The following is a 21,449-nucleotide window of genomic DNA, read 5'->3' as shown; positions in this document are numbered from 1 at the left end:
TTATTATGAGAAAAGTTATGAAAAAATACTCAGGTATTTGCAGGATTGCTTTCAAACAGCGAAACGCCGTCATTCCAGCCGACCAGCTTCCCCGCAATGGCAGAGTTCTCCATCACAGAAGGAGACAGCAGACCGGCATCGGAATATGCTGCCGGAGCAACCAGCTTGACTGCCCACAGGACAACCGTGCACAAAACCAGACCGCAGACCAGTCCGAGTGCGCCGCCGAGCAGCGCATTGCACGAGTGAATGACCGGCAGGCGGGTGAAGATGTCAAACACGGATGCCGCCCAGTGAATGAGAACGAGCAGAACGATAAAAGAAACGAGGAAAATCATCACATAGGCGAGCGCTTCGCCGACACACAGCGCAATGGCGCTGAGCATGGTGTCGCGCGGATCCTCCGCCGCCTGCAGCACCTCTAACGAGACGTGCTGAGACGATAAAATGTTCTGTAAATAGCCGGAAATACTGTTCCACAGCTCGGAAGCAGATGTGGACACAGAGGTCGATAGCGTCGGCATGGATGCGCTGACCGACTCCTTCAGATACGGAGCAATTTTTGCACCGACCTGCACGCGGAAGTGGCTGGCGCATGCCAGCGCGGCGATCAGCGCGGCGAGAGAGCCGAACAGATTAAAAATCGTGCCGATGAACCCTCTGTGGAATCCATTGAGCGTGTATAAAAGGATAACGAGTAAAATAATCCAGTCAACAGCTGTCATAAATATTCCGTCCTTTCAAGGGAATAGAAAATAGAGCGTGTGCTTTGGCGCGTTTAGTCCGAGGAAGCATGCAGATCCTTGAGCGGACTGCCGATGGTCAGCACCCGCGCCTGACTGTTAAACAGCGCGATGGCGGAGCCGCCGGAGCGCATGTACACACGAGACAGACCGGTGAGTCCGGTCTGAGAATCAATCTCTTTTAGACTCTTAGAATAGAACGTGACGGTTTCGCCGGTTGTCACGGCGAGGCGTCCGTCGCAGTAGCTGACGCCGTCCGGCTGCTCCGGCAAATACAGCGGCTTGCGTGAGGCTGTGCCGCGTGCATTGATGAGAACGACTTCCGCGCGGCCGGTCTGCGAATATGCTTCGGTTGCCAGCGCAAGACAGTCGTTTGTCAAGTCGAACGCGATCAGATCATCGGAAGAATAGTCCTTTTGGTACTTGATTTGTCCGCCGCGTGAGACAACATAGGTTGCGCTGTCGCAAACCGTGCACACGGTGTTGTTTCCCAAGAATTTCATGCCGAGCACGAGACTGCCGTTCATGTCAATGCCGTCATTGCCCTCGTTTGGCTTTTTGTCGGAACTGATGTCGGCAAAAAACAGCTTGGAGGTCAGCGTGAGACCGTCCTGACGGAAACAGAACAGTGCCAGCCGCTGGCCGTCCGAAGAGAGCGCCGCAGACATAATATAGTAGTCGTTGGTGGACCAGGTGTATAAATGCTCATTGTCCACGTTGTATACGCGAACCGCACTTTTATAGCCCGCCTCATCGGTCACGATAGCGACATTGCCGTTTGCGGCGATGTCCGCGTTGGTAATCGGAGAGGACATGGTCTGTGAGTACAGCTCGTTGAGCGTGTTCGTGACGGTAAAGCGATACGCCCCGCGGTCAAAGATCAGCAGATACTGGTTGGAGGCACGCATCACCGGATTGGCATAGGAAAGATTGGTTTCCATTTGCGAATACTTGCCCGGCATCTCAAACGACAGCATGTTGTCGGAGCAAACGGCGAGCCCGTTGCCGAACGGCAGAATGGACTTGCTGGAACCGGACGGATATGAGATAACCGTCATATCCTCCGCCGACCGCACAGAAGCGGCTTTGAGAGAGGAACGAATGTTGCCGATGCTTGCCGGTGTAAACAATTGTAAATTCATGCCGACAAACAGCAGCGTCACGAGAACGAGCAGCCGCCCGATATATGTTCGGCCGCGGTGGACGCGGCGCAGGACGGGATCGGGACTGTTCCACAGCGGATCCTCCCGCCGTTTCAAAGACATTTTTTTCATATCGGAAGCCCTCCGGGTACACCTTCGTCGGCTGCCAGATGGAATTGGTCAAGCTCCGGCGTTGTGTCATACCATAGGCGCGTCATGTACAATCCCTGCGGCGGGAGTGTCGGGCCGGCCTGCTCGCGGTCACAGCTCGCCAGAATGCGCGCGATGTCTTCCGGACGGAATTTTCCCTGACCGGCGTACAGCAGTGTGCCGGAAATTGCCCGCACCATGTTGTATAAAAAGCCGTCTGCGGAAACGCGGATGCGAACCAGTGCGCCGACAGCGTCTGCGCTGCACGTGAAAATCTCGCGCACCGTGGATTTGACCGGCGTGCCTACCGAGCGGACGGCGGCAAAATCCTTTTTGCCGATAAAATACTGTGCCGCCTGCTGCATGGCATCGACATCCAGAGAATAGGGATAGAAATAACTGCGGCTCACCGCGAACGGATCGCGGATTTTTCCCGGAGCAATCAAATAGGTATACTCCTTGCGCGTGCAGTTGAAGCGGGCGTCAAAATCGTCCGGAACGAGCGCTGCACCGGATACCGCAATGTCCATCGGAAGATGGGCGTTGATGGCGAACGGCAGACGATCCATCGGAATGGTATGTGTGCCGTGAAAATTGGCGACATACCGCCGCGCGTGGACACCGGCATCCGTGCGGCCGACACCGGACACCGACACGTCCTGTCCCAAAAGGGAGGCGAGCGCTTCGGTCACGGTCTGCTGTACGGAGCTTGCGTTGCGCTGGGTCTGCCAGCCGTGATAGGCAGTGCCGTCATAGCTGAGAATAATCGCTGTATTCAAAGGACAGATTCCTTTCTATGATGAATAAAAGTATAACAGGAGGCTATTACAAAAGTGTGAACAACAGCGCCGGAAAAGAAAAAAGTTTGCAAACGAACCGGCATGCCGTGCGCACGGCAGCATATCTTCCTGTCTATATTATAGAATACAGACCTGAGAAGAAAAATGCAACGGTCAATGTGGCATTTTTTCCGGTTTTATGGTACGATAGCAATACGCTATAGAAGGAACAGGTGGTATTTTCCATTGGCAAATACAAAAAAGACAAGCACGCGGACAAAAAAGACCGCGTCAAACAAAAAAACGTCCGCCGGAACGCGGCGGACAGCTTCTCGGAGCAGCGGCACGAGAACAACCAATACGGCGGCTCGCAAGCGCACGGGAACCGGAAAAAACGGCTCCGCGCGCCGCAGTGCGCCGAAAAGACAGACACAGAACATCCTGCAAACCAATCAGGTTTGGAACAACGTCACAGTCGGCATCGGACTTCTGATGCTGGCGGTTGTGCTGGTGCTTGCGCTGTGTCAAATGGACGGTATTTTGCTCACAGGTGTGCTGCATCTGGTCGGCGGACTGATTGGCTGGGGCACGCAGATGTTTTGGGTTGCCTTGTGCGTGGGCGGCATGTTCGCCCTGTGCGATTTGCAGCCGGTGCGCCTGCGCGTGACAAGTATTTTGCTGTTTCCGGTGCTGTGGAGTGCGCTGGCACAGAGCATCCTCATTCATCCGCGCATGACGATATCGTTCACATCCATCATTGAGCTGTGGCACAACGGACAAAATCTGCATATGGGCGGTGTCATCGGCGGTATGCTGGCAAGTGTGCTTGCGCTCCTGCTGTCCGGCATGGGCGCAAAAATTTTGCTCGTCATGCTCATGATGATTTTGCTGCTCATTATCTTCAACACCACACCGGCGCGCATCTGGATGCGTCTGCGCGGCGTGCTGTATGAGGACGTCGAACAGCTGCGCGAGCACGATATGACCGTGACGCCGGCAAAGACGCGCACGCAGCCGCTGGATGACGAAGACGACGGCACACAGATACTCGGACAGACCAGTCTTATCGGCAGACTGCGCAATCAGCGCGGCAATCACCGAAAGGCTCGGCTGATGAAGCAGCAGGAACAGGCACAGCGTGACGCTGAACAGCAAAAGACCGATGATTTGTCCGGCGGCATGATTGAGAACGAAGCATTTGATCAGGCGCGCGAGGAGGCAGCAGCCGCCTCGCGGGCGCGATATGAGAAGAAAATGGACAATCGGCGCAGGTTGGCGGATGTGATGCCGGATCTCACGGAGGCGCTGCACACACCGACAGCGAACACCCAGAAATCCGAACCGGATGTGCCGCCTTGGGAGGAGGCCGCCGCGGCGGCAGAGCAGCAAGCCGCTGTCCCGCAGGAAGAAAAAAGCTCGTCCAAAGAGGAACGGCAGCAAGTGCATCAGGAAATTTCCCGTGCGCTGGACGTACCGGCGGCAGAATATCAATATCCGCCGCTCAGTCTGTTAAACCGTTCGCCGAAATCCTCCAATACTGATGTGCGCGCCGAGCTGCGCGACAGCGCCGCGCGGCTGGTCGATACGCTGTCCTCGTTCGGCATTGATGTGCAGATTATCAATATTGTGCGCGGCCCGTCCGTCACACGCTTTGAAATTCAGATGGAGCGCGGTGTCAAATTCTCGCGCATCACCTCGCTGTCGGATGATATCGCCCTGTCATTGGGCGCAGATACCGTCCGCATTGCGCCAATTCCGGACAAACTGGCGGTTGGCATTGAGGTGCCGAACCGCACGGTACAAATGGTATCGCTGCGCGATGTCATCGGCTCGAAAAACTTTGAAAACTCCCGTGCGAGCTTGTCGGTTGCGCTGGGCAAGGACATCACTGGCACGGCACAGGTCATTGATTTGGCAAAGATGCCGCACTTGCTCATTGCCGGCACAACAGGCTCCGGTAAATCCGTGTGCATCAACTCGATTTTGATTTCACTGCTGTATAAATCTTCACCGGCGGATGTGCGGCTCATCATGGTAGACCCGAAAATGGTCGAGCTGGGCAATTACAACGGCATTCCGCACCTGCTGATTCCGGTTGTCACAGACCCGAAAAAGGCATCCGGTGCTTTGAGCTGGGCGGTTAGCGAGATGGAACGGCGCTATGCGCTGTTTGCTGCATCCGGTGTGCGCGGTCTGAGCGATTACAATGAACTGGTGCGCCAGCAGCAGGAACAAGAGCAGCAGACCGAGGACGCGGACGGACAGCAGATGGTGCATCCGCGCATGGAGCATCTGCCGCAAATCGTCATTGTCATTGATGAGCTGGCGGATTTGATGATGGTTGCGGCAAAGGAAGTTGAGACATCTATCTGCCGCATCGCGCAGAAGGCGCGTGCCGCCGGTATGCATCTGGTTGTTGCAACACAGCGGCCGTCCACCGATGTCATCACCGGTCTGATGAAGTCGAACATTCCGTCACGCATCGCGTTTGCTGTTGCATCGCAGGTTGAGTCACGCATTATTTTGGACACTGTCGGCGCGGATAAGCTGATTGGCAAGGGCGACATGCTGTACTCTCCTATCAATCTCAATAAACCGCTGCGCATTCAGGGCTGTTTTGTCAGCACCGAAGAAATCGAGCATGTCATTCAGTACGTGAAGAAAAATGCCGAGGCGGAATATTCGCAGGAGGTAATGGATCACATCGAGAAGCAGGCGGAGAGCGAATCGTCCGGCGGCTATGACGCCTCCGAGGACGAAGATGAGCTGCTGCCGCAGGCCATTACCATTGTTGTCGAGTCGGGACAGGCATCGGTATCCATGCTGCAGCGCCGCTTGAAATTGGGCTATGCGCGCGCCGCGCGTCTGGTCGATCAGATGGAGCAGCGCGGCATTGTCGGCCCGTTTGAAGGCTCCAAGCCGCGCCGCGTGCTCATCACGCGTGATGATTGGATGCAGATGCAGCTGCGCGCAAGAGATCTGCCGTGATACAAAATTCTAAGCACATGAAAATACACAAACCGCTTGCATATTGCGGCGGGAGTATAGTAAGATAACAGTATACACAACAAGAGATACGCAAGGAGGTTTTTACTATGTCTTTCCGTAAAATTGATCCGACTGAGCTGCCGGGCAACGCCATTGACGAAATCTGCAACAAGTGGATGCTGCTGGCTGCCGGTACAGAGGATGATTTCAATTTCATGACCATCAACTGGGGCATGCTGGGCGAACTGTGGTTTAAGCCGGCAATGACCGTTTATGTGCGTCATTCCCGTCACACCTTTGGCTATATGGAGAACAACGATGTGTTCACCGTGACCTGCCTGAAGCCGGGACATGAGGATGCACTCAAGCTGGCTGGCTCCAAGTCCGGCCGCGACATCGACAAGCTCAAGGAATCCGGTCTGACCAAGACCATGATTGACGGCGTGCCGACCTTTGAGGAAGCTGCATACACCCTCGTGTGCAAGAAGATGTACGCACAGGAGCTGCCGCCGGAGAACTGCACCGATATGCCGATTTTTGAGCACGCATACGATGCACCGGACTACCACAAGATGTATATCGGTCAGATCGTTGCCGCTTACGTCAACGACTAATTGATAGAATAGGGTGTTGGACGCCCATCCCGCTGGCGGGATGGGCGTTTTTGCGTGTGTCGGAAAGTAAAAGTAAAAAAACAGGAAATTCGTAAAATATTCCGTTTCTTCTTCCGCTCTGCTGTGGTATGATAAAAGCTGAGAAAAACTAGGAATTTCTAAAATCAGTCAAAAGAGGACGATATGGCAAAGAAAACAGGCGGCTTTTTGCCGATTTCAAAAGAAGATATGGTGTCGCGCGGGTGGTATTACTGTGATTTTCTGTTGGTAACCGGTGATGCGTATGTGGATCATCCGTCGTTTGGCACGGCGGTTATCTCGCGTGTGCTGGAGGATGCGGGCTATCGCGTGGCAATTCTGTCCCAGCCGGATTTTCGCTCGGAGGCGGATTTTGCGGCGATGGGACAGCCGCGCTATGCGGTGCTGATTAACAGCGGCAATATTGACTCCATGGTGGCGCATTATACGGCATCCAAAAAGCGGAGACATGACGATTCGTATTCTCCCGGCGGTGTGGGCGGCAAGCGTCCGGATCGTGCGGTAACGGTATATGCGAAGCTCGCGCGCCGTGCGTTTCCGAATACGCCGATTTATCTCGGCGGACTCGAAGCGAGTCTGCGCCGCTTTGCGCACTATGATTATTGGGCGGATCATATTATGCCGTCCATCCTGCAGGATGCGGGAGCAGACGGTCTGATGTTCGGTATGGGCGAGAAATCCGTGCTGGAAATCGCCGCGAATCTGAAGGCGGGAAAGCGCGGACCGGACGTGTGCAAACAGGTTCGCGGCACGGCATATTTTACCAAGAATGCACAAGATATTTCGTTCCCCGCTGTGTGGTGTCCGTCTATGGAAGAAACAGTAGAGGACAAAATCAAATACGCAGAATCGGTAAAGATACAGTACGCACAGCAAGACCATATTACGGGAAAAGCAATTGTACAAAAGCATGGCCATCGCCTGCTGGTGCAGAATCCGCCGTCCATTCCGCTAACGACAGAGGAAATGGACTGGGTATACGGTTTGCCGTATGAGAGAACCTATCATCCGAGTTATGAGGCTGTCGGCGGTGTTCCGGCGATTGCAGAAGTGCAGTTTTCGATTATTCACAACCGCGGCTGTTTCGGCGGCTGTAATTTCTGCTCGCTGGCGTTCCATCAGGGCAGATATATTTCCTCGCGCTCCCATGAATCGGTTGTGGCAGAGGGTAAGCGCATCGCTCAGCATCCGGATTTTAAGGGATATATTCATGATGTCGGCGGCCCGACGGCAAATTTCCGCTTTCCGGCTTGTAAGAAGCAAGAGACACAGGGCTTATGTCAGAATAAGCGCTGTCTGTTCCCGAAGGCCTGCGGCAATTTGCGCGCAGATCATTCGGACTATCTCAAGCTGCTGCGTCAGCTGCGGGAAATTCCCGGCGTCAAGAAGGTATTTGTGCGTTCGGGTCTGCGCTATGATTACATGATGGCGGATGACAACGATGAATTTTTCCTGGAGCTGGTCAAGTATCATATCAGCGGTCAGCTCAAAGTCGCACCGGAGCACATGAGCGATCATGCGCTGTATTATATGGGCAAACCGTCATTTGACGTATACCGCCGGTTCAAGGAGCGGTATGAGCGCATCAATGCAAAATTGGGCAAAAAACAGTACTTGGTACCGTATCTGATGTCCTCGCATCCGGGCGCAGAGCTGAGCGATGCCGTGCATCTGGCAGAATATCTGCACTCGATTGGCTATATGCCGCAGCAGGTGCAGGATTTTTATCCGACACCGGGCACGCTGTCCACAGCGATGTACTATTCCGGCGTCGATCCGCGCACGATGAAGCCGGTGTATGTTGCCAAGACACCGGAGGAAAAGGAAATGCAGCGCGCACTGCTGCAGTGGCGCAGACCGGATAAGCGCGCAATCGTCATCAAAGCGCTGCTGCAGGCGGGACGAGAAGATCTCATCGGCTATGGCAAAGAGTGCCTGATTCGTCCGCGTCCCAATGAACATTTTGCACATTTACACACGGAAAAGCCGTCCAAACGGCACGGTCGCGGACGCAATACGCAGCCATCGCGCAGAACGGACAGAACGACAGATCGGCGTGCAGCGCGCACAAGCAATCGTTCCGGCGGCGGACGCAGAGATCAGAAATCCAACCAAAAGAAGAAATATACCAAACATAGATAACAGGAGAATCATATGTGGATTGCAGATAAATGGAAAGATTTTGAAGTGCTCGACTGCGGCAATGGCGAAAAAGTAGAGCGCTGGGGCAAGCAGGTGCTGGTTCGTCCGGACCCGCAGGCAATCTGGCCGAAGCAGAAAAACGTTTCTGCTTGGAGAACCGCAGATGCGTCTTATCATCGCTCGTCTTCCGGCGGCGGCAAGTGGAACATCAAAAAGCTGCCGTCTCAGTGGGACATTCATTATCGCGAACTCACGTTTCACATCAAGCCGATGAACTTTAAGCATACCGGTTTGTTTCCGGAGCAGGCGGCAAACTGGGATTATGTAGACGGACTGATTCGCAAGTCGGATAAGCCGGTGCGAGTCCTCAATTTGTTTGCGTACACCGGCGGTGCAACACTGGCGGCAGCTGCTGCAGGCGCCAGCGTCTGCCATGTCGATGCCTCCAAGGGCATGACCCAGTGGGCAAAGGAAAATGCGGCGGCTTCGGGTCTGGCAGATCGTCCGATTCGCTGGATTGTCGATGACTGCAAGAAGTTTGTCGAGCGTGAAATTCGCCGCGGACATAAGTATGACGGCATCATTATGGATCCGCCGAGCTACGGCAGAGGACCGACGGGACAGGTTTGGAAGATTGAAAATGACATTGCTGATTTTATTCAGCTGACCTCTCAGCTGCTGTCGGATGATCCGCTGTTTCTGCTTGTCAACAGCTATTCGACAGGTCTCGCACCGGCTGTCATGGGATATATTCTCGGCACAACGATTGCCTCTCGCTTTGGCGGTCATATTGATTGTCAGGAGCTGGGTCTGCCGGTGAAATCGACGGGCTATGCCCTGCCGTGCGGCAATACGGCACGCTGGGTGAATACCAACCGGTAAAAATAAAGGAAGTACACCATGTCAGACATGATTCATGCGGAAAATTTAACTTTCCGCTATACAGATTTTTCCCGTGCAACGCATTTGGCGCTGGACGGTGTGAATCTTACAATTCCATATGGACAGTTCACCGCGATTTTGGGTAGAAACGGCTCGGGAAAATCCACGTTTGCCCGCATGTGCAACGCCATCAATCTGCCGTCCGGCGGCAGAATCTGGGTGGATGGAATGGATACCATGGATGAAGAACAACTGTGGGACATTCGCCGTGCCTGCAGTATGGTGTTTCAGAATCCGGATAATCAGATTGTCGCAACCGTCGTAGAGGAAGATGCGGCGTTTGGTCCGGAAAATATGGGTGTAGAGCCCAAAGAAATCCGCAGCCGCGTCTATCAGGCGCTCAAAATGGTTGGGATGTATGACTATCACCTGCACGCGCCGCATTTGCTGTCCGGCGGACAAAAACAGCGCGTTGCCATTGCCGGCGTGCTGGCCATGAAGCCGAAATGCATCGTGCTTGATGAGCCGACTGCTATGCTGGATCCGCAGGGACGTGCGGACATTATGCGTATTTTGCATGAACTGCACGAAAAGCAGCACATTACCATTATTTTGATTACACATCACATGGATGAAGCGGTGCAGGCGCAGCGTGTCGCAGTATTAGACGGCGGGCATCTCGTCATGGACGGCACACCGCGCGAGATTTTCACACAGACCAAACGGCTGCGCGCGTTGGGACTGGAAGCGCCGCAGAGCATTGAACTGCTGGAGCGCATCAACCAGACCGCTGGAGAGCAGATTCCGATGGATGCATTGACCGTCACGGAATGCGCCGACCGGCTGGAAGCATGGCTGAAAGGGGGCGCACAAAAATGAGCGAACGAGATATTCCCATTTTGGAAGTGCATGACCTGAGCCATGTATACAGCAAGGGCACACCGTTTGAGCAAAAGGCGCTCGACCATGTCAATCTAAACGTGGAGCGCGGCGAATTTTTGGCAATTATCGGTCATACCGGTTCGGGAAAATCCACCCTGATTCAGCATCTCAACGGGCTGCTCCGTCCGACAGACGGGCAAGTGCTTTTGCACGGAAAAAATATTTTTGCCTCAGACTGCGATATTCGCCGTGTGCGCTTTCGCATCGGACTGGTGTTCCAGTATCCGGAATATCAGCTGTTTGAAGAAACAGTTGGCAAGGATATCGCCTATGGTCCAACCAATATGGGACTGGATGCCGCAGAGATTGAGCGGCGTGTTGCGCAGGCGATGGAAGATGTCGGATTGGATGTCAGTCTGCGCGACAAGTCGCCGTTTGAGCTGTCCGGCGGACAAAAACGCCGCGTCGCGCTGGCGGGCGTTGTGGCGATGCAGCCGGAGATTTTGGTGCTCGATGAGCCGACGGCGGGACTGGATCCGGCAGGACGCCGGGAAATGTTCGAACTCATTCGCCGCCTGCACGATTTGCACGGCACAACCATTGTGCTCGTTACCCATTCGATGGAGGATGCGGCGCGCATGGCGGATCGCTTGGTGGTCATGCAAAACGGACGGGTTTTCCTGACCGGAAAACCGGAGGAAGTGTTTGCGCGGGCAGATGAATTGGAACAGGCGGGACTTACCGTGCCGCAGGTTACAAAGATTTTGCTGGAATTAAAAAAACGCGGCATTCCAGTCGATACCGGCTGTTATACCATAGAGCAGGCAGTTGCACAGCTGCTTGCATATAAACAGGCAGGAGGGAAGAACGGATGCTGAAGGACATCACACTGGGACAATATTTTCCGGGGCGGTCCATTCTGCACCGCGCCGACCCGCGCACCAAGATTTTGCTGGTCTTTGTGCTGATCATTGCCATATTTGTGTGCAGCAATCCGGCATCTCTGCTGCTGCTCGCGCTGTTTATTTTCGGCATGGTCTATCTGGCGCGCCTGAGCCTGCGCATGGTGCTGCGCGGCCTTAAGCCGCTGCTGTTTATTATCATATTTACTGCCGTGCTCAATTTGTTTATGACGCCGGGCGGAAAAACGCTGTGGAAGTTCGCCATGCTGACAATTACATCGAGCGGTGTGAGCCGTGCGGTGCTTATTGTTGTGCGGCTGATTTTACTGATTGTCGGCGCGTCGCTGCTGACGTATACGACTTCTCCGATTCAGCTCACAGACGGATTGGAAAAGCTGCTGTCTCCGCTCAAAAAGGTGCATGCGCCCATTCATGAGCTGGCGATGATGATGTCGCTGGCACTGCGGTTCATTCCGACGCTGGTGGAGGAGACCGACAAAATTATGAGCGCACAGCGCGCCCGCGGCGCGGATTTTGACTCCGGTGGATTGATGCACCGCGTCAAAGCGCTCGTGCCGATTCTGGTGCCGCTGTTTGTGTCGGCATTCCGGCGGGCAGATGAGCTGGCAACTGCGATGGAGTGCCGCTTGTACCGCGGAGATATTGGCCGCACGCGGATGCGTCAGCTGAAATTTGGAAAAGCAGATGCTATTTGCGCCATTGCCGCGGTCGTCGTCATCGGCGGCGCGATTGCAGCGCAAATCATTGCATAACAAGTATCATAAAACAGGATTTTCGCAAACGGAAGGGGAGCTATTCAAAATGTATCGTTTGATTGCACTGGATCTGGACGGAACGGTGCTGACCAGCAGTATTGATATACTTCCATCGACGGTGGAGGCGGTAGCCTATGCCCGCAGCAAGGGCGTCAAGGTCATCGTCTGTACCGGTCGAATTGTAGGAGAAGCTGCTGTTTTCTCGAAGGAAATCGGCGCATCTTCTCTGCTGATTTCGGCGGGCGGCGCGGCGATTTCCGATGTGCGCAATGCGCGCAACGTCAAGGAATGGGCGATGCCGTGGGACATTGGCGCAAAGGTCGTGGAAGCCGTGCAGAATCGCCCGGTCACCGTTATGATTTATGTAGGTGACAGACTGTATTTGAACCCGTATTCGGACGAAATTTTATGTAATACCAAGCGCACAGAGGGATTCTGGGCGAGCAAAGTGGTGCTGCCGGATGTTGCAGCGACGATTCGGGAACACAAATTTCCGGTATCGAAGGTGTTCGCCCGCGGCGATGTGCAGGTACTTGCGGAAGCGCTGGCGGAGATTAACCAGCTGCCGGGCATTCATATCACGCGTTCGGCGGAAAATAACTTTGAGATTATGCCGGAGGGCGTCAATAAGGGTCTTGCCTTGCAGGAGCTGACACAGGTCATGGGCATCACAATGGATGAAGTCATGGCAATCGGCGACAGTGACAACGATTCGGATATGCTGCGCATCGCAGGCATGCCGGTCGTGATGGGAAATGGTGACGAGGCCGTAAAGAAGCTGGCGAAATATGTCACAGACACCAATGATAATGACGGTGTGGCAAAGGCGATTTATAAATTCATCTAAGGGAAATAGATGGTAGATATAGAATAGGGAAAAGAAAAAGACCTGCCGGAGGCGGGTCTTTTGTGCTGTTATGCGGCGTTTTTGAGATACTGCTTGAGCGTCAGATAGTCATATGTCACGAGCGGTTCATTCTTGTCCGCGGTGAGTATGTCGGTCTGTGTCAGATTGCCGTGCTTGTCGTAGGTATTGGTGTACTTGACCTGTAAATTTCCCTGTGCGTCATACGTGCTGGTATTGACCAGCCGACCGTCTGCATCGTAGTCCATTTCGTCCCAGCTGTCCAGCACGTCGTTGGTATAGGTGCTGGATTTGACGAGATGCCCCGCTTCATTGTACAGAGATTCGATGGTGATGGTATCCGCAGCCGGATGATCTTCCGTCCCGCTGTGCTGAACGGATTTGGTCTGTCTGCCTTGGTCATCCGTCGTGATTTCACACCAATAGTTGTTGCTGGCACTGCCGTGATTTTCCGTGTGCACCCGTTTGGTGAGATGACCGTTTTTGTCGTAGGAGAAGGCTTCTTCGTAGTCTTTGCCGTTGCTGCCGTCCAGATTGACGGTAACAGCTAAATTGCCGTTTTTGTATTTATTTTGCACACGAGTTTGAACATCGCCGGATTCATTGTATGTGAGGATTTCCGTCGGCTGATTGTCCTCGCTGTATGTTGTTTCTGTCCAGCCGGTAAGATTTCCGGATGCAGAATAACGGGATTCTTTGGTGCAGTTCCCGTTTGCGTCATAGTCATAGGTAACATAATTGCCTGTGTTGGCGGTCTGCTTGGTACATACATAGGGATTTTCGGATGAGCCTGCTTTGCCGGAACCGCAGCCTGTCAGCAAAAAAGCCGCCAGACAGACCAAAAACAGGGCAGAATGTGTGTGTTTCATGGGTCGTCCTCCTTTGTCTAGTATAGCATACCATAAAAGTTAGCAAAACACAACGACGAAGGCAAAAAAACGCCGGTTCCGAAAACATTCGGAACCGGCGCGATATCCTTAGAGTTACCTATTACTTGGCATTTTTGCGGTTGCGCTTCTGCCACTCACGCGGCGGGATGCCGAATACCTTGTGGAAGGCACGGGAGAAGTGCAGCTGGTTCGGATAGCCGACAGAACGGGCAATGGTTGCAATCGGTGCGGCACCGATTTCCAGATAGTGACAAGCAACGCTCATGCGCTGACGAATCAGATATTCCTGCGTGGTCATGCCGGTCGCATCGCGGAACAGCTTGCCGAGATAGCTTCTGTTCAGGCCGCAGTATTGCGCAACATCCTCCACGGAAATATCCTGCGGGTATTTGGTCTTAATATAACGAATCGACTTTTCCACATAGTACTGCTGCAGGTTGGATACCTTCGGCTGACAGGGGCGCGGGCTTTCCTGTACCAGATAATCCAGCATTTCCATCGCCAGACCATACGCTGCCAGTGCGCCCAGTTCGGTGTCCGGAGCGGTCAGCTGAGCCAGCGTGCTTTTTGTCTTGCAGTTGTCGCCCAGATCCGCCAAAGACAAAATCGGCTTTTGCGGCGTCAGACCGGCGCGTGCCAGAATCTTCGGCAGCGCATCGCCGGACATCTCTGCCCACATGAGCTGAATCGGACCGTGCAGAGCGGAAGCATTGACGCAGACATCCGGAAACATCACGAGGATGGAGCCAGGTTCGATGGTATGCATTGAGGAGCCGAGCTTCAAGCTGCCGGAACCCTCTGTTATATATGTGATAACAGTGTGCTCGTTCAAAATCGGCAGCTGCGTAAAATCGGCGTCCTTCTCATACCGACCATACTGCCGCAGGGCAGTCTGGGAGAAGCTGGCAGAGTCACAGAATTGAGTTGTAAATTCGACCATAATAAATCTCTCCTTGCCTGTGCATATCCGTAAATAAGGGGAAAATATACGGGTTTATGCAAATATTCCTTCTCAAATCTCTCAATATAATATCATTATACGGAAAAGAACCACATATTGCAAGAGGGCTTTCGAAAATTTTAAAGAAAACTTAAATTGGCATAAAGAAATAAAAAATTCGGGAAAAACGATTAAATGCGAGATTAGACGCCGCAAATGGGCGGCGGATTTTATCGGATATGCGTGCTGCGTGCACGTGGACAAAAGTTTGGGAAAATGAGAATAGTACACAAAAAACGGGAGAGAGAATGCATTTGAATGACGAAAAGTAACAAATGCAAAAATGAAATATCACGGAATTACCAGTAAGAACCGATAAAATCAGCCTAGTGTTTTGTAAAAACATTGGGCTGTACGGAGAAAAATTTATATTTTGCTGGGAATCCCTTGTCTCAGCCAAACCATTGTGCTATTCTAAACAGGATGGGTGGTATTGCGGCACGCCGCAAACTGCACCGGATGTTTTTTCTTTTTTTCGGCACAGCCTATATTGTGAAGGAGCAAGTGGGACTGATGCGCAGGGAATCGCCGCCGGCATTACGCGGAGGTGGTTCGTATGAAAATTGGTTTTATCGGCGCGGGAAACGTCGGGACATCGCTCGGAAAGCTATTTGCCCAGCGCGGTGTTTCGGTCACGGGATACTTCAGCAGAACCCGCAGACACGCCGAGGAGGCAGCAGAGTTTACAAGGACGCATTGCTTTGATACATTGGAAGAAATTGTACAAGCGAGCGATACCCTGTTCGTGACCACATCGGACGGTGTGGTTGCACGCATGTGGAACGACATGAAAACACTGCCGATCAAAAGTAAATGTATATGCCATTGCAGCGGCGCACTGCCCAGCTCGGTTTTTGAGGGCGCAGCACAGTGCGGCGCACAGACTTGTTCTGTGCATCCGATGATGGCAGTCAGTGACCGATTCTCCGTGTGGGAGAAGCTGAACGGCGCATTTTTTACGTTGGAAGGCGACGGCGCTCCGCGTATGCAGGAGGTCTTGGACACCTGCGGCGTGCAGCATGCGACGATTCAGGCGGCAGACAAGGCGCGCTATCATTTGGCGTCATGCGTTGTGAGCAATTTGGTTGTTGGACTGGCGGATTGGGGCACACAGCTCTTGGAGCAGTGCGGCTTTACGCAGGAACAGGCACTGACCGCTTTGACTCCGCTCATGCGCGGAAACATGCAGGCAATCTGTGACAAAGGTGCGCAGAATGCTCTGACAGGTCCGGCAGAGCGCGGAGACATGGGAACGATTCAGTCGCACATGGCATGTTTGACGCGGGAAGAACAGGCGCTATACGCCCGTTTGACGCGCAGATTGTGTGACATTGCGCACAAAAAACATCCAGACAGAGACGATACCGCCCTTACCAAGTACTTGGAGGGATTGTCATGAAGAACACTGTATTAACATTCCAGCAGGCAAAAAAAGAAGGCACGCGTCTTTCGATGCTCACGGCGTATGACTATTCGACAGCGAAGCTCGTCGATGCGGCAGGTATCAACTCGATTCTGGTAGGAGATTCGCTGGGAAATACCATTCTCGGCTATGAGGACACACTGTCCGTTACAATGGAAGATATGATTCACCATACGGCAGCTGTTGCACGCGGTGCGAAAAATGCACTGGTCATCGGCGATATGCCGTTTATGTCTTATCAGGCATCTGTTTATGACGCAGTTGTCAATGCAGGCAGACTGATGAAGGAAGGCCGCGCCAACGCAGTAAAGCTGGAGGGCGGCGCTTCTGTATGCGAGCAGATTAAGGCGATTGTCGGCGCATCCATTCCGGTTTGTGCACATATTGGTCTGACTCCGCAGTCTATCAATGCGTTTGGCGGCTTCAAGGTACAGGGCAAGGGCGAAAAGCAGGCACAGCAGCTGTTGGACGACGCCCGCCGCGTACAGGAGGCAGGTGCCTTTGCTGTTGTCTTGGAAGGCATTCCGGCACTGCTGGCACAGAAGATTACCGACACACTGGACATTCCGACCATTGGCATCGGCGCAGGCGCCGGCTGCGACGGTCAGGTTCTGGTTTATCAGGATATGCTCGGTATGTTTACCGATTTTAAGCCGAAGTTCGTCAAGCACTTTGCCAACGTCGGTGAGATTATGACCGAAGCGTTCAAGACCTTCGATCAGGAAGTCAAGGAGGGCGTGTTCCCGGCACAGGAGCACACCTATAAGATTGATGAAGACATCATCGGCAGATTGTACTAAGAGATAGGCATCGGATAAAGGAGTTTCACATGATTACCATCGTTAAGACAATAGAAGAAGTTCGCGCACAGGTCAAGGCATGGCGCGCAGAGGGACTGACCGTCGGTCTGGTTCCGACCATGGGATACCTGCATGAAGGCCATCAGAGCCTGATTGCCCGCTCGGTTGCAGAGAACGACCGCACGGTTGTCTCCGACTTTGTCAATCCGATTCAGTTCGGACCGACTGAAGATCTGGCAACCTATCCGCGCGACATCGAGCGTGATGCAGCGCTGTGCGAGTCCACCGGCGCAAATCTGATCTTCCATCCGGAAGCAGACGAAATGTACGCACCGGATTTCTGCACCTATGTTGATATGGATCATCTGACCAAGGGACTGTGCGGCAAAACCCGCCCGATTCATTTCCGCGGCGTCTGCACGGTTGTCAGCAAGCTGTTCCACATTGTACAGCCGGATCGCGCATACTTCGGTCAGAAGGACGCACAGCAGCTGGCAGTCATCCGCCGCATGGTGCGTGACCTGAACATGCCGCTGACCATCGTCGGCTGCCCGATTATCCGCGAAGAGGACGGTTTGGCAAAGTCCTCCCGCAACACCTACCTGAGCGCAGAGGAGCGCAAGGCAGCACTGTGCCTGTCGCGCGGTCTGAACAAGGGTAAGGCTGCCGTAGAGGCTGGCGAGACCGATGCAGAGAAGGTCAAGGCAATCATCACCGCTGAGATTGAGGCAGAGCCGCTCAGCCGCATTGACTACGTAGAAATTGTAGATTGGAACAATCTGGAGCCGGTCAGCAGCACCGAGGGCTCGATTCTCGCTGCTGTTGCCGTATATATCGGCAAGACCCGCCTGATTGATAACTTTATCATCGAACGCTAAATATAAACGGAGGACGAAATTTACATGACAATCCAGATGCTGAAAGGCAAAATTCACCGCGCCGTTGTTACACAGGCAGAACTGAACTATGTTGGTTCCATCACGGTTGACAGCGAGCTTTTGAATACAGCTGGTATTTATGAGTATGAAAAAGTACAGATTGTAGACGTAAACAATGGCAATCGCTTTGAGACTTACACCATCGCAGGTGAGCCGGGCAGCGGCGTGATCTGTCTGAACGGCGCGGCAGCACGCTGCGCATCTGAGGGCGACCATGTGATTATTATGGCCTATGCGGATGTGACGCCGGAGGAGGCGCAGACCCATAAGCCGAAGGTTGTTTTTGTTGACGACGACAACCACATTGCGCGTGTCACGCACTATGAGAAGGCGGGCGCACTGTACGACGACGAGCGACTGTAAGACAAGCAGAAAATAAAAAATACCTGTAATGAAACAGACACAACAACTGCGTTGTGTCTGTTTTTTCGTGGGTGGATAAAAATGAATATAGATTCAGACAATTTTTTAGCAATTGCAATCTTGAAGGAAAATTTATACAATTTTGCAAAAAAAGACGAAAAAACGCAAAAACGCAAAGAAAATATATAGAAAAGGTGATTGCAGTTTTGAAAAGAACATGGTATGATATTGATAAGCAATGTGTTTGAGCTAGAGGGGGAACAGGCAAGCATGCGCTGTGATATTGAAAAAAAAGAGAACAGCATACAGGCGCAGACCATCGTACAATTGTTCTTGGATGTATGCATCATCCTGAGCAGCATGGGCGGCGCCCTTTGGGTGCGCATGGATTTCCAGTTTGGCGGGATTGATACGGTATTTTTGCAGTCCTTGGAGAAATATGCAGGCATCAATATTGTTTGTACGCTGCTGGTGTTCCGCGGATTTCGGCTGTACAACAGCCTGTGGCGGTACGCAGGTATGATAGAACTGAAAAATATTGTGTACGCGGTGACCGGTTCGGCTGTCCTGCAGGTGGTCGGCATGCATGTGCTGCATGTATCTATGCCGCGCAGCTATCCGGTTTTGTATCTGCTGCTGTTATTTTTCCTGACGGGATTTAGCCGGTTTATCTGGCGCATATTACCGGAGCGGACACAGGAAACCGAGCAAAAACCGGATACAATACGCACAATGATTGTCGGCGCCGGAGAAGCCGGCAATATGCTGCTCAAAGAATTGGTGGGCAGCAGTCATCTCAATCGGAAAATTGTCTGCATCATTGATGATGACAGGACAAAGATAGGGACATATCTGCATGGCGTGCCTGTGGCGGGAACCGTGAAACAAATTCCGCCGCTCGCGGAACGATACGGCGTGAACGAGATTATCGTTGCGATTCCGTCCGCGTCCAGCTCAGAGAAAAAGAAAATTTTAGAAAGCTGCAGCCGCGCGGTTGGCTGCAATGTGCTGACGCTGCCGGGCATTTATCAGATTATCAACGGCGATGTCCATGTTTCCATGCTGCGGAAAATTGAAATCAACGATTTGCTCGGGCGAGAGCCGGTTGATTTGCGCATGGAAACCATTATGCGCTATGTCAAGGGAAAGACCGTCCTCGTCACAGGAGGCGGCGGTTCCATCGGCAGTGAGATTTGCCGACAAATTGCGGGATATGCGCCGCGCACGCTCATTCTTTTTGATATTTATGAAAACAGCGCGTATGATGTTCGCGGAGAACTATTGTACCAATATCCGGACTTGGATTTACAGGTGCTCATAGGCTCTGTTCGCAATGAAAAGCGTGTGAATACAATTTTTTCTACATATCGTCCGGAATTGGTGTTCCATGCGGCAGCACATAAGCATGTGCCGCTGATGGAGGACAGCCCGAACGAAGCGATTAAAAACAATGTGCTCGGCACATGGAACGTCGCCAAAGCCGCAGATGCCTATCATGCGAAAAAAATGGTGCTGATTTCAACGGATAAGGCAGTCCGTCCGACCAACATCATGGGAGCGTCGAAACGTATCTGCGAGTTAATTGTGCAAAGCTTTGCGCAGACATCCAAGACGGAATATGCCGCGGTTCGGTTCGGCAATGTGCTGGGCAGCAACGGCAGTGTGGTTCCGCTGTTTCAAAAACAGATTGCACACGGCGGACCGGTTACCGTCACACATCCGGACATTATTCGGTATTTCATGACCATTCCGGAAGCGGTGCATTTGGTTCTGCAGTGCGGCGCACTGGCTGAAGGCGGCGAGATTTTCATTTTGGATATGGGCGAACCGGTCAAAATCTTGGATTTGGCGGAAAATATGATCCGGCTTTCCGGATTGGAGCCGGGAAAAGACATTCCCATTACGTTTACCGGTCTGCGGCCGGGAGAAAAGCTGTACGAAGAACTGCTGATTAGTCTGGACAATTTGAAAACAACGGAAAATAAACAAATTTTTGTGGCGCAGCCAGCTCCCGTGGATGCGGAACGCACACAGCGGTTTGTGCGCAAATTGGTGCAGGACGCATTTGCTGAATCGGAACATATTCGGGAAGAAGTACAGCGGCTTGTGCCGGAATATACGCCGGAGAGAACAGAAACACAATCGGCGCAGCAGCCAGTTTCAATTCGAAAAGATAAGGCGAATGTATATGCGGCGCAGTAAACGCATCGTTCGCTTGGAAAGCAGGAGAAAACAATGAGACGAACACGAATTTTTACCATTGTACTGTTTGTCATTGCAGCCGCGGCGTTTGCCGTGTCACAAGTGATGCAGATGATGACGGACAAAAGCGGGCCGGCCATTTCTATGGATACGGACAGCATCACGGTGTCTGCGGAGGCCTCGGAAAAAGACCTGCTGCAAGGGGTGACGGCGCAAGACAATACGGATGGAGATGTTTCCCAAAACCTGATGATTGAGAATATGAGCAATCTGATGGAGGGAGATACCCGTACCATGACCATCGTTGCCTTTGACTCGGACGGCAATGTGAGCAAGGCGCAGCGCAGCGTGACATACAACGATTATCATGCGCCGCAGTTTACGCTGGACGGCCCGCTGCAGTATGCGCTCGGTGCGGATGATGTTTTGGACAACATCGGCGCGACCGATCAGCTGGACGGCAATTTGTCTGCCAGTGTCAAAATCACAGATAAGTACCGCATTCCGAACGATACCGAGGGCGAGTATCCGCTGGAGTTTACCGTGACGAACAGCGCCGGCGATGTATCGCGCCTGACAGCGACCGTCACCATGCTGTCGCAGTCGGATTACAATTCCAGCGCAAAGATTGGTCTGAGCAACTATCTGATATACATTGACAAGGGAAAGAAAATAGATCCCATGAGCTATGTCAAGGACATTGAAATTGGAGATACCACATACACCAAGCAAGAGAACGGCAGCTTTACGGCGCCCAGCACGGCGGCAGCCGTCGGGCAGACGGCAACGGCTTTGCCCGCAAGCAGCATCTCGGTTTCCGGCAGCGTAAACAGAAAAAAGCCGGGAACCTATGAGCTGACCTACACCATGCAGGACAAAAACGGCCGAACCGGTTCGACGCGGCTGATTGTTGTCGTGACAGAATAAGG

Annotated in this window: 20 protein-coding genes and 1 pseudogene; 16 read left to right on the top strand and 5 right to left on the bottom strand. The window is 52.9% G+C overall.

Annotated elements, in window-relative coordinates:
* Positions 1 to 29: 29 nt before the first annotated feature.
* The 3 genes from KQI75_RS06425 to truA are packed head-to-tail and all read right to left on the bottom strand — an operon-like array spanning position 30 to position 2,814.
* The gene (locus KQI75_RS06425) at positions 30 to 725 is read right to left on the bottom strand and encodes a CvpA family protein (protein WP_216469891.1); all 696 of its coding nucleotides are present in this window, start codon (positions 723 to 725) and stop codon (positions 30 to 32) included.
* 53 nt (positions 726 to 778) lie between these two features.
* Positions 779 to 2,017, bottom strand: coding sequence for a DUF5711 family protein (locus KQI75_RS06420; protein ID WP_216469890.1), 1,239 nt, complete (start codon positions 2,015 to 2,017; stop codon positions 779 to 781).
* Positions 2,014 to 2,814, bottom strand: a complete 801-nt coding sequence (gene truA, locus KQI75_RS06415; RefSeq protein ID WP_216469889.1) for a tRNA pseudouridine(38-40) synthase TruA — start codon at positions 2,812 to 2,814, stop codon at positions 2,014 to 2,016. The genes KQI75_RS06420 and truA overlap by 4 nt, the downstream gene beginning before the upstream one ends.
* A gap of 17 nt (positions 2,815 to 2,831) precedes the next feature.
* Here truA and KQI75_RS06410 point away from each other — a divergent pair, with 17 nt between their 5' ends.
* From KQI75_RS06410 to KQI75_RS06370, 9 genes are all read left to right on the top strand, one after another.
* On the top strand, positions 2,832 to 3,038 hold the full coding sequence (locus KQI75_RS06410) for a hypothetical protein (protein ID WP_216469888.1): 207 nt from the start codon (positions 2,832 to 2,834) through the stop codon (positions 3,036 to 3,038).
* 22 nt (positions 3,039 to 3,060) lie between these two features.
* Complete coding sequence (locus tag KQI75_RS06405) at positions 3,061 to 5,802, top strand: DNA translocase FtsK (RefSeq protein WP_246566426.1); 2,742 nt, start codon at positions 3,061 to 3,063, stop codon at positions 5,800 to 5,802.
* 107 nt (positions 5,803 to 5,909) lie between these two features.
* A complete protein-coding gene (locus tag KQI75_RS06400) occupies positions 5,910 to 6,416 on the top strand; it encodes a flavin reductase family protein (protein WP_216469887.1) in 507 nt (168 codons plus the stop codon).
* Positions 6,417 to 6,599: 183 nt separating this feature from the next.
* On the top strand, positions 6,600 to 8,597 hold the full coding sequence (locus KQI75_RS06395; RefSeq protein WP_216469886.1) for a YgiQ family radical SAM protein: 1,998 nt from the start codon (positions 6,600 to 6,602) through the stop codon (positions 8,595 to 8,597).
* Positions 8,598 to 8,609: 12 nt separating this feature from the next.
* Complete coding sequence (locus KQI75_RS06390) at positions 8,610 to 9,479, top strand: class I SAM-dependent methyltransferase (RefSeq protein ID WP_216469885.1); 870 nt, start codon at positions 8,610 to 8,612, stop codon at positions 9,477 to 9,479.
* An 18-nt stretch (positions 9,480 to 9,497) separates the two neighbouring features.
* Positions 9,498 to 10,358, top strand: coding sequence for an energy-coupling factor transporter ATPase (locus KQI75_RS06385; RefSeq protein ID WP_216469884.1), 861 nt, complete (start codon positions 9,498 to 9,500; stop codon positions 10,356 to 10,358).
* Entirely contained in the window at positions 10,355 to 11,239 is an 885-nt protein-coding gene (locus KQI75_RS06380) for an energy-coupling factor transporter ATPase (RefSeq protein WP_246566423.1), read from the top strand. Before KQI75_RS06385 ends, KQI75_RS06380 begins: the two co-directional genes overlap by 4 nt.
* The gene (locus KQI75_RS06375) at positions 11,233 to 12,036 is read left to right on the top strand and encodes an energy-coupling factor transporter transmembrane component T family protein (protein ID WP_216469883.1); all 804 of its coding nucleotides are present in this window, start codon (positions 11,233 to 11,235) and stop codon (positions 12,034 to 12,036) included. Before KQI75_RS06380 ends, KQI75_RS06375 begins: the two co-directional genes overlap by 7 nt.
* A 49-nt stretch (positions 12,037 to 12,085) precedes the next feature.
* Positions 12,086 to 12,886 (top strand): Cof-type HAD-IIB family hydrolase, encoded by an 801-nt coding sequence (locus KQI75_RS06370; RefSeq protein WP_216469882.1) that lies wholly within the window; start codon positions 12,086 to 12,088, stop codon positions 12,884 to 12,886.
* Positions 12,887 to 12,954: 68 nt separating this feature from the next.
* Here KQI75_RS06370 and KQI75_RS06365 read toward each other — a convergent pair whose 3' ends face one another.
* Together KQI75_RS06365 and KQI75_RS06360 are read right to left on the bottom strand one after the other, a co-directional pair.
* Positions 12,955 to 13,773 (bottom strand): hypothetical protein, encoded by an 819-nt coding sequence (locus KQI75_RS06365; protein ID WP_216469881.1) that lies wholly within the window; start codon positions 13,771 to 13,773, stop codon positions 12,955 to 12,957.
* A gap of 121 nt (positions 13,774 to 13,894) precedes the next feature.
* Positions 13,895 to 14,734 (bottom strand): AraC family transcriptional regulator, encoded by an 840-nt coding sequence (locus KQI75_RS06360; protein WP_216469880.1) that lies wholly within the window; start codon positions 14,732 to 14,734, stop codon positions 13,895 to 13,897.
* A 601-nt stretch (positions 14,735 to 15,335) separates the two neighbouring features.
* Between KQI75_RS06360 and KQI75_RS13700 the strand changes: the two are divergent.
* The 7 genes and pseudogenes from KQI75_RS13700 to KQI75_RS06330 form a co-directional block, all read left to right on the top strand.
* Positions 15,336 to 15,683, top strand: a pseudogene (locus KQI75_RS13700) (NAD(P)-binding domain-containing protein); the annotation flags it as partial.
* 12 nt (positions 15,684 to 15,695) lie between these two features.
* Positions 15,696 to 16,193 (top strand): DUF2520 domain-containing protein, encoded by a 498-nt coding sequence (locus tag KQI75_RS13695; protein WP_330655518.1) that lies wholly within the window; start codon positions 15,696 to 15,698, stop codon positions 16,191 to 16,193.
* Positions 16,190 to 17,017 (top strand): 3-methyl-2-oxobutanoate hydroxymethyltransferase, encoded by an 828-nt coding sequence (panB, locus tag KQI75_RS06350; RefSeq protein ID WP_216469878.1) that lies wholly within the window; start codon positions 16,190 to 16,192, stop codon positions 17,015 to 17,017. The genes KQI75_RS13695 and panB overlap by 4 nt, the downstream gene beginning before the upstream one ends.
* A 32-nt stretch (positions 17,018 to 17,049) precedes the next feature.
* Positions 17,050 to 17,895: a pantoate--beta-alanine ligase gene (gene panC, locus KQI75_RS06345; protein WP_216469935.1), complete on the top strand. Its 846-nt coding sequence runs from the start codon at positions 17,050 to 17,052 to the stop codon at positions 17,893 to 17,895.
* Positions 17,896 to 17,919: 24 nt separating this feature from the next.
* The gene (gene panD / locus KQI75_RS06340; RefSeq protein ID WP_216469877.1) at positions 17,920 to 18,318 is read left to right on the top strand and encodes an aspartate 1-decarboxylase; all 399 of its coding nucleotides are present in this window, start codon (positions 17,920 to 17,922) and stop codon (positions 18,316 to 18,318) included.
* A 270-nt stretch (positions 18,319 to 18,588) separates the two neighbouring features.
* Positions 18,589 to 20,520, top strand: a complete 1,932-nt coding sequence (locus KQI75_RS06335) for a polysaccharide biosynthesis protein (RefSeq protein ID WP_216469876.1) — start codon at positions 18,589 to 18,591, stop codon at positions 20,518 to 20,520.
* A 33-nt stretch (positions 20,521 to 20,553) separates the two neighbouring features.
* Entirely contained in the window at positions 20,554 to 21,447 is an 894-nt protein-coding gene (locus KQI75_RS06330; RefSeq protein ID WP_216469875.1) for an immunoglobulin-like domain-containing protein, read from the top strand.
* Positions 21,448 to 21,449: the final 2 nt, after the last annotated feature.

Origin of the sequence: Butyricicoccus intestinisimiae (assembly GCF_018918345.1) — a bacterium.
Lineage (GTDB): Bacteria > Bacillota > Clostridia > Oscillospirales > Butyricicoccaceae > Butyricicoccus_A > Butyricicoccus_A intestinisimiae.
Note: the sequence above shows the minus strand (reverse complement) of the source record. Positions and strands in the feature narration are given on the sequence as shown.

Coding starts and splice junctions, on each gene's coding strand:
- KQI75_RS06425 (WP_216469891.1), bottom strand. CDS start 725: ATGACAGCTGTTGACTGGATTATTTTACTCGTTATCCTTTTATACACG.
- KQI75_RS06420 (WP_216469890.1), bottom strand. CDS start 2,017: ATGAAAAAAATGTCTTTGAAACGGCGGGAGGATCCGCTGTGGAACAGT.
- KQI75_RS06410 (WP_216469888.1), top strand. CDS start 2,832: ATGATGAATAAAAGTATAACAGGAGGCTATTACAAAAGTGTGAACAAC.
- KQI75_RS06400 (WP_216469887.1), top strand. CDS start 5,910: ATGTCTTTCCGTAAAATTGATCCGACTGAGCTGCCGGGCAACGCCATT.
- KQI75_RS06395 (WP_216469886.1), top strand. CDS start 6,600: ATGGCAAAGAAAACAGGCGGCTTTTTGCCGATTTCAAAAGAAGATATG.
- KQI75_RS06390 (WP_216469885.1), top strand. CDS start 8,610: ATGTGGATTGCAGATAAATGGAAAGATTTTGAAGTGCTCGACTGCGGC.
- KQI75_RS06385 (WP_216469884.1), top strand. CDS start 9,498: ATGTCAGACATGATTCATGCGGAAAATTTAACTTTCCGCTATACAGAT.
- KQI75_RS06380 (WP_246566423.1), top strand. CDS start 10,355: ATGAGCGAACGAGATATTCCCATTTTGGAAGTGCATGACCTGAGCCAT.
- KQI75_RS06375 (WP_216469883.1), top strand. CDS start 11,233: ATGCTGAAGGACATCACACTGGGACAATATTTTCCGGGGCGGTCCATT.
- KQI75_RS06370 (WP_216469882.1), top strand. CDS start 12,086: ATGTATCGTTTGATTGCACTGGATCTGGACGGAACGGTGCTGACCAGC.
- KQI75_RS06365 (WP_216469881.1), bottom strand. CDS start 13,773: ATGAAACACACACATTCTGCCCTGTTTTTGGTCTGTCTGGCGGCTTTT.
- KQI75_RS06360 (WP_216469880.1), bottom strand. CDS start 14,734: ATGGTCGAATTTACAACTCAATTCTGTGACTCTGCCAGCTTCTCCCAG.
- KQI75_RS13695 (WP_330655518.1), top strand. CDS start 15,696: ATGATGGCAGTCAGTGACCGATTCTCCGTGTGGGAGAAGCTGAACGGC.
- panB (WP_216469878.1), top strand. CDS start 16,190: ATGAAGAACACTGTATTAACATTCCAGCAGGCAAAAAAAGAAGGCACG.
- panD (WP_216469877.1), top strand. CDS start 17,920: ATGACAATCCAGATGCTGAAAGGCAAAATTCACCGCGCCGTTGTTACA.
- KQI75_RS06335 (WP_216469876.1), top strand. CDS start 18,589: ATGCGCTGTGATATTGAAAAAAAAGAGAACAGCATACAGGCGCAGACC.
- KQI75_RS06330 (WP_216469875.1), top strand. CDS start 20,554: ATGAGACGAACACGAATTTTTACCATTGTACTGTTTGTCATTGCAGCC.